Genomic DNA, 12,971 nt, shown 5'->3' on the forward strand with positions numbered 1-12,971 from the left:
ATCAGCTTTGGAAAAGTAAAACCTGGAATCATTTGATCATGCCTGTCTCAGCCCTGGAGACTCCCCCCACGCCGCGCAAACATCGCCCTCTCCGTCTCCTCCGTCGCCCGCTCGCCCTTGTACGCCAACTGAGTGATAAGAAACCGATCCTTGGCGCCCTTAATGTCCGAAGGGTCATGGGTTCTGAGCAACGGCGCCAGGTCGATGGATGTGGCGAAGTTTTCGTTGGTCACGCTGTAGTAGCCCATGATACTGCCGGACCAGGGCGAGCTGGCGTCCGTCATGTCGATGGTGGCGTTGCGGTAGGCCACGGCGGCCGTTTTCAGCTCGGCGGCGCCGTTGAGCAGATCGGTGAGGCGCTGGATATTCGCTTCGCTTAGCTGACCGGCCTTGTCGAGTACTTTCAGGCGGCCATCGGCTTCGACGGTAAAGCCATAATCGGTTGCGGCCAGGTCGGGCGCGGTGCTGGCCAAGGTTGATTCGAACGTGGTGAAGGCGCTTTTCAGCACCGCTTGTGCACCATTGAAACGCTCGGCAAAGCGAGGAAACTCAGGTGATTCGGAGCGGCCGACCCAGGTGTCGATGACCTGCACGGGTCCGCGCAGGGCCAGGGCGGCTTCGCTGGGATGGTAGACGGCCGCCGGGCCGGCGTTTGCCAAGGCCTGGCTCGCAGCCCCGGACGGCGCCTGGGGCGTGAGTGTCTGCTCGGAAGGCGCAAGGCGCGTGTTGGCTGGGGCTATAGGGGCAGCGCTGACGGAGAGTGACATTTCAATCGGTCCATGATTGGCGGGTTCACGGAGGTTATCGACGCAGAGGGCTCGATCTTTAGCCCGCTCGGGCGCGCAAGCCTTACTCCTGCACACTGCGCATCAGCGTGCCGAACAGGTCCCCGCGCGGCATCTTGTCCAGGGGGATGTCGGCCTCCTCGAACCACGCCTGCCCGGCTTCCGGATGGGGACCGCTGAGCACCACCACGCCCTTTTTGTAGGTGTAACGTGCGGCCGCCACATCGCCGTTGTGGTAAGTCGCCAGGGTGGTATACGCGGAGGTCGCGGTGGCTTTGGGGAAGTACGGGCCATCCTGGTAGAACACCGTATCCGGCTTGCCGTCCCAGGTGACGCGCACGGCGGCGTCTTCGATGCCGCTCACTTCAAAGCCTGGCCGGCCTGCTTCGCTGTCGAGGTCCTGGGTAATCAAGCCGAGGTTGTTGTCATCGGCCAGGTAGGCACCCATGCACAACCCCAGGTAGCGCCCGCCCCCGGCGACGTAATCGCGGATGGCATCGGCGCGTGCGTCGCCCAGGCTGTCCAGCGCGGCCGGGATGTCCTGGCCGCCTCCCGGTTGAACGTAGAGGTCGTAGCGCGCGAGGGTTTGCGGGGTGATGTCGACCGGTTCACCGGCGCCGACAAAATCGATCTGGTAATGCGGGTCCAGGCGCAGCAGCGCCGCTTTGACGTTTTGCGAACAATCGACACAGCCTGCCGGGCCCCGGTAGATTGCCACATGGGTGATCGGCGTGGCGGCGTGCGCCTGGGCGGCAGCGAGAACGAGAAGCGTGGCAGCGATAGCGTGCAGGTTCATGGGGGTGCGCTCTGTAGCAGATGGGATTCGCGTACCACAGCCTAAATCGAATAGCCCGCGAAAACCGTTAACAGTTGTAAGCAACCGTCGCTTGAATGCCCCTCACTCAGCCGCCTGCGACAATGGCCGCGCCACCTGTTCCAGGGCCTTGCGTTCAGCCGCCACGCCCCAAATTGCCTGCACCACCGCGGCGATGAGCATCAGCGCCGCACCAATCAGGTAGCCAATCAACAGACTGCCGCGCTGTTGCGTCTGGATCAGCTCGCCAAACAGCGTCGGTCCGATGATCCCGCCCAGCCCCGTGCCGAATGCGTAGAACACCGCAATCGCCAGCGCGCGTATCTCCAGGGGAAAGGTCTCTGCCACGGTCAGGTACGCCGAACTCGCCGCTGCCGAGGCGAAGAAGAAAATCACCATCCACGCGATGGCTTGCTGGGTCACGTCGAACCAGCCTTGCTGGAAGGCATAGCCACTGAGCGCCAGCAACACCCCGGAGGTGGCGTAGGTAAAGCTGATCATCACGCGTCGACCGATCACGTCGAACAGCCGCCCGAGCAACAGCGGCCCGCAGAAGTTGCCGAGGGCGAGGGGCAGCACGTACCAGCCGACGCGCTCGGCGGGTACCTGGTAGAAGTCGGTGAGCACCAGCGCGTAGGTGAAAAAGATCGCGTTGTAGAAGAATGCCTGGGCGGTGAGCAGGGTCATGCCGACCAGGGCGCGACGACGATAGCTGACGAACAGGGTGTGGAAGATTTCCGCCAAGGGCGTGTGGTCGCGGGCGTGCAGACGCAGCGGCGGGCTGGTGGCGGGGGCAAGCGCATGGCCCTGTTCGCGCAGGCGCGCCTCGATGCCGTCGACGATGCGTTGTGCTTCGGCGTGGCGGCCGTGGATCAGCAACCAGCGCGGGCTTTCCGGCAGCCACAGGCGCATCACCAGAATAACCAGGCCCAACGCGGCACCGATGCCGAAGCACAGGCGCCAGCCGAGGTCGCCGCCGACGATCTGCGGGTCAAGGAGCACAATGGCACCGCCGGCACCGAGGGCGGCGCCCAGCCAGAAGGTGCCATTGATGGTCAGGTCGACCCAGCCGCGATAACGCGCCGGGGTGAATTCCTGGATGGTCGAGTTGATGGCCGTGTATTCCCCGCCGATGCCCATGCCGGTGAAGAAACGAAACAACAGAAAGCTTTCCAGGTTGAAGGAAAACGCCGTGGCCGCGGTGGCGCCCACATAGAGCCACAGCGTGATAAAGAACAGTCTGCGTCGCCCCAGACGGTCGGTCAGCCAACCGAACAGCAGCGCGCCCAGCACCGCGCCGGCGATGTAGACGCCCCCGGCAAGGCCGATGTCGACGTTGCTGAAATTCAGGCCGGTGCTGCTTTTCAGCGCGCCGGACACCGAACCGGCCAGGGTCACTTCCAGGCCGTCGAGCAGCCAGGTAATGCCCAGGGCGAACACCAGCAAGCTGTGGAAGCGGCCCCAGGGCAGCCGATCCAGGCGTGCGGGCAGGTCGGTTTCGAACAGCGCGCCAGGGGTATTTGAGTGGGGTGGGGTCATTGTCACATCCGTTATGTGAACTGCCTTGTCAGTTATGAGTGAGTGTTTTGAGAGGGAGTTCAACGTGGTTGCGCTGAACGAAGGGGCGGATGGCGCAGTCGCACTATCAAGCCCCGGCAAGGAACCCACTGATGCCTCTGAACCCTGCTGCTTTCACGATGCTGTTGAGCCTGGCCGCCGGTACGGCGCTCGCTTCCCAGGAACCCCTGCGCCTGGAACAGCTGAAACGCTGCGGTGACCTGCTGGAGAACGCACAGCAGGACTGGTGCCTGCGCGTGCGTGGCCTGGGCGCCGCCCCTGCGCAATTGAAACTGGGCGGCCAGGTCTTGCCGCAAGACGCCGTGAAGCGCGACGGCGACCAACTGCGCCTGCGCCTCGATAGCCGCCGCTACCAGAGCGGCCCACTGTGGCTTGAAGACGGCCCGCGCACCAGCAACGCCGCCTGGCTGAGCCTGCGCAACAGCCAGGTGGTGGCCGCCGGGCCCAGCGAAGTGGCGAAGAACATGGACGGCCTGACCACCTATGTCGATCTGGTCAGCGTGCTGATCGAAGAAGACCAGGAGGGACGCCAGGAAGCCGAGCGCCTGGCGCGCAAATACGGCGCGACGGTGGTCGGCAGTATCGCGCCGCTGAACGTTTTTCAGCTGCGCCTGCCGGCCACCGACCTGATACAGCGCGACGCCCTGGTGCTGCGCCTGGGCAGCGAGACCAGCGTCGATGCGGTGGTCATCGAAGAGTCGGCCGCCGAAGAGGCCGAGCAAGCCGCCCCTCGTCGTGAAGCGCCGAAGAAGCCGTCGCCCGACTCCGACGAATGGGCCGCCAACCGCTTTCTCGATGCCGTGGCGTATTACCAGCGGCGCATTCCGGGCCAGCACGCGCCCATCGTCGCGCAACCGGTGCGCATTGGGGTGATCGAGCGCGGCGTGGATTTCGACACAGCCGATTTCGCAGACTACCTGGGCGCCTGCGCGCCCCGGCGCACCTGCGTCTACGCCGGCGATACGGGTACAGCGGACAGCCATGGCACCACCGTCGCCGGCATCCTTGCGGCAGGCTGGAACAACGGTGGCAACACCGGCTTTTTGCGTGGCCTGGACAAGGCCGGCGGGGGCTTCGATGTGATTGTCGAGCGCAACTCCGATGCCGGAATTACCGCAAACATCGCCGCGTCGGTCAACCTCGTGGAGGACGGCGTACGCGTGCTCAACTGGAGCTGGGGCATTCATCGCGTCGGCACCAAGGACGTCAACGGCCATGACGTCGACTCGCTGGTGCGCTCGGGGATAGCCATGAGCGGCTACGAAGAACTGCTCGAAGAGTTTTTCCTGTGGCTGCGCAAGGAACACCCCGACGTGATCGTGGTGAACTCCGCCGGTAACGGTTCGGCCTTCTCGGGCAGCGACGAGTACCGCCTGCCCTCCTCGTTCATCACCGAGCAATTGCTGGTGGTGGGTGGGCATCAGCGTAACGAGCGCGATGGCGTCGCCGTCGATGATCCGGCCTACGCCGTCACGCGCAGCTCCTCGAACGTGGACATGCGCGTCGACATCACCGCCGCCGCCTGTGCCCACGCGTCCACGCCGGGCGCCGACCAGGAAGGCGCCGTGCATTGCGGCACCTCCTACGCCACGCCGATGGTCGCGGGCCTGCTGGCGGCGATGCTGTCGATCAACCCGCAACTGCAGCCCGAACAACTGCGCACGCTGTTACGCCGCAGCGCCCTGGCGATCGGCGATAATCACGACTTCGAACGCAGCGACGCCCAGGACCTCACGGCACCGATCCTGCCGTCGGAGCGCAATTACCAGCTCAATGACAAGGATGTCGGACGCTCGGCGCGGCTGGATATGCAAAAGGCGCTGGACCTGGCGGTGCAGAGTCGTACGCGGGTGCGGTAATGGCGGGCCGAGGGCGGCGGCAACGTCATAGTTTCGCCGCCTGGACCAAGGCTAGCGCAGCCGGCACCGCACACGTCAACGCCGCTGAATCTTCACACTGGCGAAGGTGGATTCTTCCCGAGCCTGCTCCAGTATGTTCTTCGGCTTCGCCGGCGCCCCCGGCCTGGCCACAGGGCGCGGCGTAATCGGCAGGCGCAGGCGCATGTCCGAGCGTTCGTCACTGGGTGCCACGCCGAAGAAGTCCCGATAGCACTTGGAGAAGTGCGGCGTGGACACGAAGCCGCAGATCGCCGCAAGCTCGACCATCGATAGAGGCGTCTGCATGAGCAACTGGCGAGCCCGCGTCAGGCGTAGCTTGAGGTAGTAGCGCGACGGCGTGCAGTACAGGTAGCGCTGGAACATGCGCTCCAGCTGGCGCCGCGACACCTGAACGTAGGCGGCCAGTTCATCGAGGTCGATGGGTTCTTCCAGGTTGGCTTCCATCAAGGCCACTACTTCCTGCAGCTTGGGCTGTTGCGTGCCCAGCAGATGCTTGAGCGGCACGCGCTGGGTATCGCGCTCATTGCGGATGCGCTCGTACACGAACATCTGGGAAATCGCCGCCGACAGTTCATGCCCGTGATCGCGGCCGATCAGGTGCAGCATCATGTCCAACGGGGCGGTGCCGCCTGAACTGGTGAAGCGGTTGCCATCGAGGGAGAAGACGCTGGCGCTGACCGTGACACGGGGAAAGGCTTCCTGCATGGAGGCCATCAGTTCCCAATGCACACTGCACTGGAAGCCATCGAGCAGGCCCGCCTTGGCCAGCGCCCAACTGCCGGTGCACACCGCGCCAAGGCGGTTGCAGTACAGACGCGCCTGGCTGCGCAACCAGGTGATGTGGGCGGGTGTGGCGGCCTGTTGGATGCCCACGCCGCCACAGACGATCACGGCATCCAGTTCGCGCTGTTCATGCGCCACCGCATCCGGTGTGACCGACACCCCGTCGCTCGCCCATACCGGTTCACCGTTGAGGCTGAGGGTGCGCCAGCGATAGAGCTCTTCACCGGCCAGTTGATTGGCCATGCGCAAGGGCTCGACCGCACAGGACAGCGATATCAGGGTGAATTGGTCCAGCAGCAAAAAGCCGAGGGTCTTGCAGGCAGGCGCGTCAGCTTCCATCACCGATACTCAGCACTGGTATTCAAGAGGGCTCAACCACAACGGTCTTGGTCGACTGCCCGTGCTGGCGCGCCGTGACCACGCCAATCAAGGAGATCAGCAAGGCCAGGCCAATCGTCGAGGACACTTCCGTGCGATGCTCCGGCGTCACCATCATCACGGCCAATGCTGCGCAGATGAACACGATCACCAGGTAAGTCAGCCAGGGAAACAGCCACATACGGAACGCCAGCTCGACGTTCTGCCTGAGCAGCAAGCGCCGCATTCTCAGTTGCGAGATGGCGATGACCAGGTACACCAGCAACGCGATGGCGCCTGAACTGGCGAGCAGAAACTGGAACAGGCCGGCGGGCATGAAGTAGCTCAGCAGCGTCACCCCCGCGCCGATGATGGTGCTGGCAATCACCGCCGCCCTGGGCACGCCCGCCACGGAGGTGCGTTTAAGGGCGCGAGGCGCGTCGCCGCGTTTACCCAGGGAGAACAGCATGCGCGAGGAAATGTAGATCGAAGAGTTCATGCAACTGGCAACGGCGATCAACACCACCACGTCGACCATGAATTTGGCGTTGGGGATGTTCATCAGCTCCAGCGCGCGCTGATAGGAACCCACGGACGCGAGCAGCGGATCGTTCCAGGGCACCACGGAAATGACGACCGAGATCGACAACAGGTAGAACACGCCGATGCGCCAGATTACCGAACGCGTGGCCCTGGCGATGTTTTGCGCAGGATTGCTCGATTCGGCCGCGGCGATGGTCACCGCTTCGGTACCGATAAAACTGAACATGATGGTAATGAACGCCCCGACCACCGCCGACAAACCGTTAGGCGCAAAACCGCCGTGCTCCTCCATCAACCGGCTCAAGCCACTGGCTTGGTGATCAGGCACCCAGCCCATCAGCACGCTGAAACCCAGGCCGATAAACCCGATAATGGCGATGACCTTGGCCATCGCGAACCAGAACTCGAACTCACCATACTTGGCCACGCTGAACAGGTTGGTGATCACCAGCAGGATGATCGACAACAAGGCGAACAGCCACGCATCGACCTGAGGAAACCACTGATTGAGCACGTGACCTGCAGCCAGCGCCTCGATCGGAATCACCAACACCCAGAACCACCAATACAACCAGCCGATGGTGAAGCCCGCCCAACGGCCGATCGCCTGGTCGGCGTAGGTTGAAAAGGAACCGGTGTCGGGACGTGCCACCGCCATTTCCCCAAGCATGCGCATCACCAGCACCACCAGCAGGCCGGAGAACAGATACGCCAGCAACACCGCCGGCCCCGCCGCTGCGATGGCATGGCCGGAACCGACAAATAATCCCGCGCCGATGATGCCTGCGATGGACAACATGGTGACGTGGCGCGGTTTGAAACCCTGCGCCAGCTGACCGTTGGAATCGTTGGAATCGTTGGAATTGAGGCTATTCATTGTTTTTGTTGTTCTCAGGCGACCAATGCCCCTCACCTTAAGGGCGCTGCGCCGGGCCAAAGTAGCCTGAGCACGCCATCATCGTGTCTGATCTCGACATTTGCCGATCGGCTGCGGCGACTGGCGAACCGGCGTCTGCACCCGCGACCGCTCCTCAGGCTGCGGTACCGGCCTTGAATAGTTCGCTCATGAGTTCGGTGGCCGCACCGTGCCCGAAGACATGCGCGGAGTCGCGCTGGGAGGGGTCCAGCGTGCCTTCGCCTCTGATGCTCTGCCCGGTATAAACCAGCGTTCCCTCAAGCACTTCGACGGCGCTGTGATAGCCCAAGCCGACCAAAAACGCGCCGGCCCCAGCCGCACGCGCATAACGCTGGTCCTGCTCGGCCGGTGTCAAATCCGACATAGGCGTGAGCCTGCTACTATCCTGACCAGGCAGCGCGCCCACGTATTGATCGCTCGCGCTCACTCCGCGCAGCATGTCCCAGGCCTGTAGAATCTCGACCGGAGACGCTGACATATGCCCGACAAGCGGCTCGGTGGTTTCCTTGATGCGGGCCGTGCCGATATCGAAGACCGCCCAGCGATTATCAGGAATACGCTCGGATGCCGGCACATTGAGCGCCTTATCCGCCTCCAGCCCGCTGTTATGCACGCCCGCTCGAAAAGGTATGTCGGCAGGCGAATTGAACGGACGGACTTTTCGTTCAGCGCGCTTATCCGGGCCTACCACCGCAGAGCCGCCCTGCTCCCGCATGCGCTGGACGGCGGCGGCATCGGGCACTTCCAGCCCCTGTGCCTGAAGCTGACGGTTGAGCGCCGTCATCAGCCCCTGGTCTGCGTTGCCGGGGGTGGTGTAAAACCCGCCGATATCGCCCATCAGTGCGATGGCCGCCGCTCTATCAGTGGCGCTTGCCGCCCCGCTACCGGCGCGCGCCAATGCAGCCAGCAAGTCGTCCGTTGTTTTCCCCGCCAACAGCCGGCCTTGCCCCAGTAAATGAGCACCCAGCATGCCCTGATGCTGCGGGCTCAGGTTCGACACCACACGGTGCAAGACGCTGGCGGCACCGGCCAGCTCTTGGGTCAGGACGTCGCCGGGCTTGTAGAGCACGTTTCTCGCCGCGACGGTCTGTGCCTACGCCAACGCATGGGTGGTTGTCTGAGCGGCCTGGCCCGCCGGGTTGCCATGGGTGATGTGTTGATGCACGGCGTCCTTGGCCTTGAGCGCATCATTGAAGACCGCAGCGTCCTTGGCGGCATTTTCCAGGGCGCCGTGATTCAGGAAAAGCCTGTCGCCGATGTGCTCGAAGCCGGGCTTTTCGGAAAAGGTCTGGCGCAGTTTGTCCTGCACGGTCGGATGGGTCAGCGCGTATGAGATTTCATCCATCGAATGCCCGCCATCCACGTAGATGAACAGCAAGGCTTGAATGGCCAAATAGGTTTCAAGGTCGTCCGGGCGGGTATTGGCATGCACATCCTTGCAAGCACGCACCGCCCCCTGTTCGATCACAATCGAACCCGACGGACCGTTGACGTAGGTCCCTGTGCCTTTTTCAAAAAACGTCTTCAGATAAGAACCCGGTTTGGATGCATCCGGGTGCTCGGGATCCTGCATCTCAAGCCTGTCGGGGCAACGGGTGCTGGCACTGGCCAGCAACTGGCTCTGGTAATCGTTTTCATACTGGATATTGAAAGGGTCATTCAGGCGCAGGTCTGCGGGTGTCGCATCAATATTTCGCAAGATACCAACGTTATGACTGTCTGCCTGCCTGAACAAATTACCTTCTCGAGCGTTGAGTTCAATACGGCCTTTTCCGGGTGCCTTGATGGGATCAAACACGCCGTCCCAATGGTCCGCCGGGAGTTTTGCCTCGACGTCCGGTTCATTCTTCAGTGCGTAACTCAAATACCGGTGTTTGTAGATATCAAACAAGGCCGTCCTGGCCTCGGGCGAGATATTCAAGGTTTCCAAGGTTTTCTCGGCACGCGTGTAGAAGCCCTGGAGTTGATCCAAACCGACGATGCTTGTGTCGAAACTCTGGTTTTTCCAAGCCGCCTCGTATTTCTCGAACAACTGCGCAGACACGTAGTTGTTCTTGATGTAATCGACCTGGTTGTTTGAGATATCGACAAACGTTTTATAGGTATCCGGCGAGCGGAAATAATCTTGCAGGGCATGCTTGGCATAGTAGCTTTCGAACGCGCGCCGTACCGGGTCGTTGACCATTTTCAGCCTCATCGAACCTTCGGCACCTTGCGTCGAGCCGTTGGTGACCAGCTTGGTCAGCTCAGCTCTACGCTGCTCTGGATCGGGGATGCCACGCAATCGGGTAAGGGTCTTCTGGGTTTCGGTTTCAGCCGGCCCCGCGATCCTGAACCTGTTCAAACCCAGGCTCAGCGCACCGTCCTTGATTGACGCCTTGCCCGGCGCGATACGGTCCTGTGAGTGTTTTTCCACGATATCACTGTCAATCACGGCGTTATAAATAGCGCCGTTTCTGATTTGCGCGACCTGCGTGCCGCCGTAAAGAAAACTGACCGGGCGCTCCTGCCCGTCGGCTTTGAGCGTCACGGTGGGCAGGGCGTTGGAAGTGACTTCAATAGGTTTGTTTTTTATATAGTCGAAGTTCTTCACAAACTCGACATTCTTCAACACCTGGTTAACAGCGTTAGCCTGTAACTCGGCCGCCGCGCTGGGGACGCTATCATTCGTGATCAGCATAGTGGTTGCCTGTAGTCTTGAGTAAGGTGGCAAGTGTCGTCGCGACGGTTTATTCAACAATGCTGTGCAGTGATGTCATCAGATTGAAAAACCCGTCCAATGCGACTTGCAATGTTTTGGCTGAGCCCATGCACGCATCGTCCAGCAGGGCCTTGACTTCGTAACCGCGCAGACCTTTGCCCAACACGGGCTGGCCGGTCACCACCGATGGCAACGCGTGCTGCAGTAAAAGCAGCAGTTTTTCCGCATGGAGATTCAGCGTGGCGCTGTTCAGATTTTTCAACTCACTCCACATCCATACGCCATGATGGTCGGCAGTGAGCATGATCGGGCTGATCATTTTAAAGTTGAGCGCGATTGACGAGTGGCGATCAAAGTAGCCGATTTGTTCTGGGCGTACGCCAAGGTCCAATAAGGTTTCGCGTAGTGTTTTCGCAATATCAGAACTCACAGCCCATGCCCTCAAGCGTAAGCAGCCTTGCTTCTGGAGTTATAACTGGCGTCCCTGAGTTATCCCTTGGCGCCGCGCTCGGAGAATGTGAGAGAGGCGAAACATGAGTGGCGGCCGTCCACCAACAGTTCCATCGGGCAATGGGAGCGCGATTCGCGTATCAACCCGCCTGCGCCATCATTTGCCACAAGGAAGCCCCCACGCCAGTGATGCTCTCGCCTGCAATGAGCCCGGCCGCCGCAGTAATTGCAAAACGCTCGGTAAGGTTTGGCCAACGACAGCTGACCAACCAGGTCAGCACCGCTCCCAAAGCCATCATCAGCGAAATGGACGCCGGTAATACAAACGCCAACCCCAGGGCGGCAGCGCTTGGCAGGTAGCGGCTGCGATGCGCAGGCAAGGTGCTGTCAAGCACACCCAGCAATACGCCGATCAAACCCGCGATGCCGATGGCCCAGCGAATGCTCGGCGATAACGAGTCCAGCCCGTGGGTCAGGGTTTGCGCCACGGCTTTCCAGGTGGCGACGGCTGGGGCCGGCCATTGCTCGGTGAGGAGCATGGTCTGTGGGTCGGGAATCAGCGCCAGGTAGGCGAATACGCCGACGATACTGCCGACAAAAATCCCCAGGATCTGCGCGATCACCTGCTTGTGAGGGGTGGCGCCAATTGCCTTGCCGACCTTGAAGTCATTCATCAAGTCGGTGCACTGCCCGGCCGAACCGCCGGCGGTATTGGCGCTCATCAAGTTGATCGGCACCTGTCCCGGCGCGACGATGCCAAAACTCAGCTGGGACAATTGCCCAATCGCGCCAATCGGCGGGATGCCGGTGGCCCCCACCACGCGCGCGGCCACGGCGGCCAGGCAGATGGCCAGGGGGATGGTGAGCAGCGCCATCCACGGATTGATGCCGAACAGCAACGCCTGCAGGCTCACGACCAGGATGATCGCCAGCGCAAACCCGGCAGCCGGGCCCGGCTTCGGCAGGGTCCAGGGTGTGCCGCCGTCCGCGCGGGTGGTTCGGTGCAATGCCCACAAGCGAATGGCCAGGGACGCCAGGGTAGAACAGACCATCAGGCTCACGCCCGGCCACAGCAGCCACTCCACCAGTGCGGCGAATTGCGGGCCGCTGCTGCCCGGCGCGACGTCCACCAGCCCGTGCGCCAACAGCCAGGGCCCCAGCCCGCCCCAGGCCAGCAAGGCGCCGAGCAGCAAGGTCAGGCCTACGCGGATGCCGATGATGCCGCCAAAACCGAGCAACAACAGCGACGGGGCAGTGGTAAACGTCAGGCGTTCGAGCTGGGCCGTCGGCGACCAGCGCGGGAACGCCCACAGGAAGGTATCCACCCATTTGACCAACCCCGACAGCAACGCGGCGCCGAGCAACACTTTCAAGCGCGTCGCCGCTTCGTGACCGTGGTTGTAGATATGCAGCAGGGTCTCCAGGGTGGCCATGCCTTCGGGAAACTTCAGTGCCTTGTCGTTGAGCAACGAGGGCCGCAGGTACCATGCGATCCAGATACCCAGGAAGCTCACGGAAAACACCCAGGCGATCATCGCGATCGCCTCCAGTTGGTTGCCCGTGAGCAAGGTGTAGGCCGGGATGGGCGCGACCAGCCCGCCGGAAATGATCGACGCGGCGGCCGAGGCGACGGTCTGGTTGATGTTGCTTTCGTGCAGCGTCCACGGCAATGGTGCAGCAGAACGCTTGGCCAGGCCCTGCCAGATCGCGTAGCCGATCAGCAACGCGATGATCGACATGTTGAACGACCAGCCGATCTTGAGGCCGGCGTACACATTGGACGGTGTGAGCAGGATACCGAGCAGGATGCCGGTGATGACCGCGCGCAGGCTGAGTTCACGTTCTACGGGGGTGGTTGCCGCGATGGGATGCATGCAGATTCCTTTCGACGAAAAACAGTGCCACCTCATAAGTGAGCGCTGAAAGACACGAAGGTTCATCGATTCGGCTTGCCCCGATAGCCATAGGTATCTACACAACGCTGTAGCCCCCAACGCTAACCACGATGCGAAGCGAGCCGCTCTTGATCTTGATCTGCTTTAGATCTTAGGCGCCCCGTTAAACCACGCTGGCCGAACGCAGGCTTGAATCCGTGGGTAACCCGGCAGGACGCCGGGTTAGCCGCACTGGGCCATGGATGGCCCAT

General features: G+C 62.1%; 10 protein-coding genes. 1 reads left to right on the forward strand and 9 read right to left on the reverse strand.

The window, feature by feature from the left end; all coding sequences use genetic code 11:
* Positions 1-47: 47 nt before the first annotated feature.
* From CIB54_RS16505 to CIB54_RS16515, 3 genes are all read right to left on the reverse strand, one after another.
* Positions 48-767 carry a hypothetical protein gene (locus CIB54_RS16505; protein WP_101220306.1) on the reverse strand — a complete coding sequence of 240 codons (720 nt, stop codon included), beginning with the start codon at positions 765-767 and terminating at the stop codon, positions 48-50.
* A gap of 82 nt (positions 768-849) precedes the next feature.
* Entirely contained in the window at positions 850-1,581 is a 732-nt protein-coding gene (locus CIB54_RS16510) for a BPL-N domain-containing protein (RefSeq protein WP_101220307.1), read from the reverse strand.
* A gap of 102 nt (positions 1,582-1,683) precedes the next feature.
* A complete protein-coding gene (locus CIB54_RS16515) occupies positions 1,684-3,138 on the reverse strand; it encodes an MFS transporter (RefSeq protein WP_101220308.1) in 1,455 nt (484 codons plus the stop codon).
* A gap of 131 nt (positions 3,139-3,269) precedes the next feature.
* Here CIB54_RS16515 and CIB54_RS16520 point away from each other — a divergent pair, with 131 nt between their 5' ends.
* A complete protein-coding gene (locus CIB54_RS16520; RefSeq protein WP_101220309.1) occupies positions 3,270-5,036 on the forward strand; it encodes a S8/S53 family peptidase in 1,767 nt (588 codons plus the stop codon).
* A gap of 75 nt (positions 5,037-5,111) precedes the next feature.
* Here the strand turns inward: CIB54_RS16520 and CIB54_RS16525 are convergent, their stop codons facing one another.
* The 6 genes from CIB54_RS16525 to CIB54_RS16550 all read right to left on the reverse strand — a co-directional run bounded on the left by CIB54_RS16525 (position 5,112) and on the right by CIB54_RS16550 (position 12,699).
* On the reverse strand, positions 5,112-6,197 hold the full coding sequence (locus CIB54_RS16525) for a choline metabolism transcriptional regulator GbdR (RefSeq protein ID WP_101220310.1): 1,086 nt from the start codon (positions 6,195-6,197) through the stop codon (positions 5,112-5,114).
* A 22-nt stretch (positions 6,198-6,219) separates the two neighbouring features.
* The gene (locus CIB54_RS16530; protein WP_101220311.1) at positions 6,220-7,635 is read right to left on the reverse strand and encodes an amino acid permease; all 1,416 of its coding nucleotides are present in this window, start codon (positions 7,633-7,635) and stop codon (positions 6,220-6,222) included.
* A 154-nt stretch (positions 7,636-7,789) separates the two neighbouring features.
* Positions 7,790-8,743 carry a hypothetical protein gene (locus tag CIB54_RS16535; protein WP_101220312.1) on the reverse strand — a complete coding sequence of 318 codons (954 nt, stop codon included), beginning with the start codon at positions 8,741-8,743 and terminating at the stop codon, positions 7,790-7,792.
* A gap of 24 nt (positions 8,744-8,767) precedes the next feature.
* Complete coding sequence (locus CIB54_RS16540; protein ID WP_101220313.1) at positions 8,768-10,354, reverse strand: hypothetical protein; 1,587 nt, start codon at positions 10,352-10,354, stop codon at positions 8,768-8,770.
* Positions 10,355-10,403: 49 nt separating this feature from the next.
* The gene (locus CIB54_RS16545) at positions 10,404-10,805 is read right to left on the reverse strand and encodes an InvB/SpaK family type III secretion system chaperone (RefSeq protein ID WP_101220314.1); all 402 of its coding nucleotides are present in this window, start codon (positions 10,803-10,805) and stop codon (positions 10,404-10,406) included.
* Positions 10,806-10,965: 160 nt separating this feature from the next.
* The gene (locus CIB54_RS16550) at positions 10,966-12,699 is read right to left on the reverse strand and encodes an OPT family oligopeptide transporter (protein ID WP_101220315.1); all 1,734 of its coding nucleotides are present in this window, start codon (positions 12,697-12,699) and stop codon (positions 10,966-10,968) included.
* Positions 12,700-12,971 lie beyond the last annotated feature (272 nt).

This window comes from Pseudomonas fluorescens (genome assembly GCF_002837185.1).
GTDB lineage: Bacteria > Pseudomonadota > Gammaproteobacteria > Pseudomonadales > Pseudomonadaceae > Aquipseudomonas > Aquipseudomonas fluorescens_AM.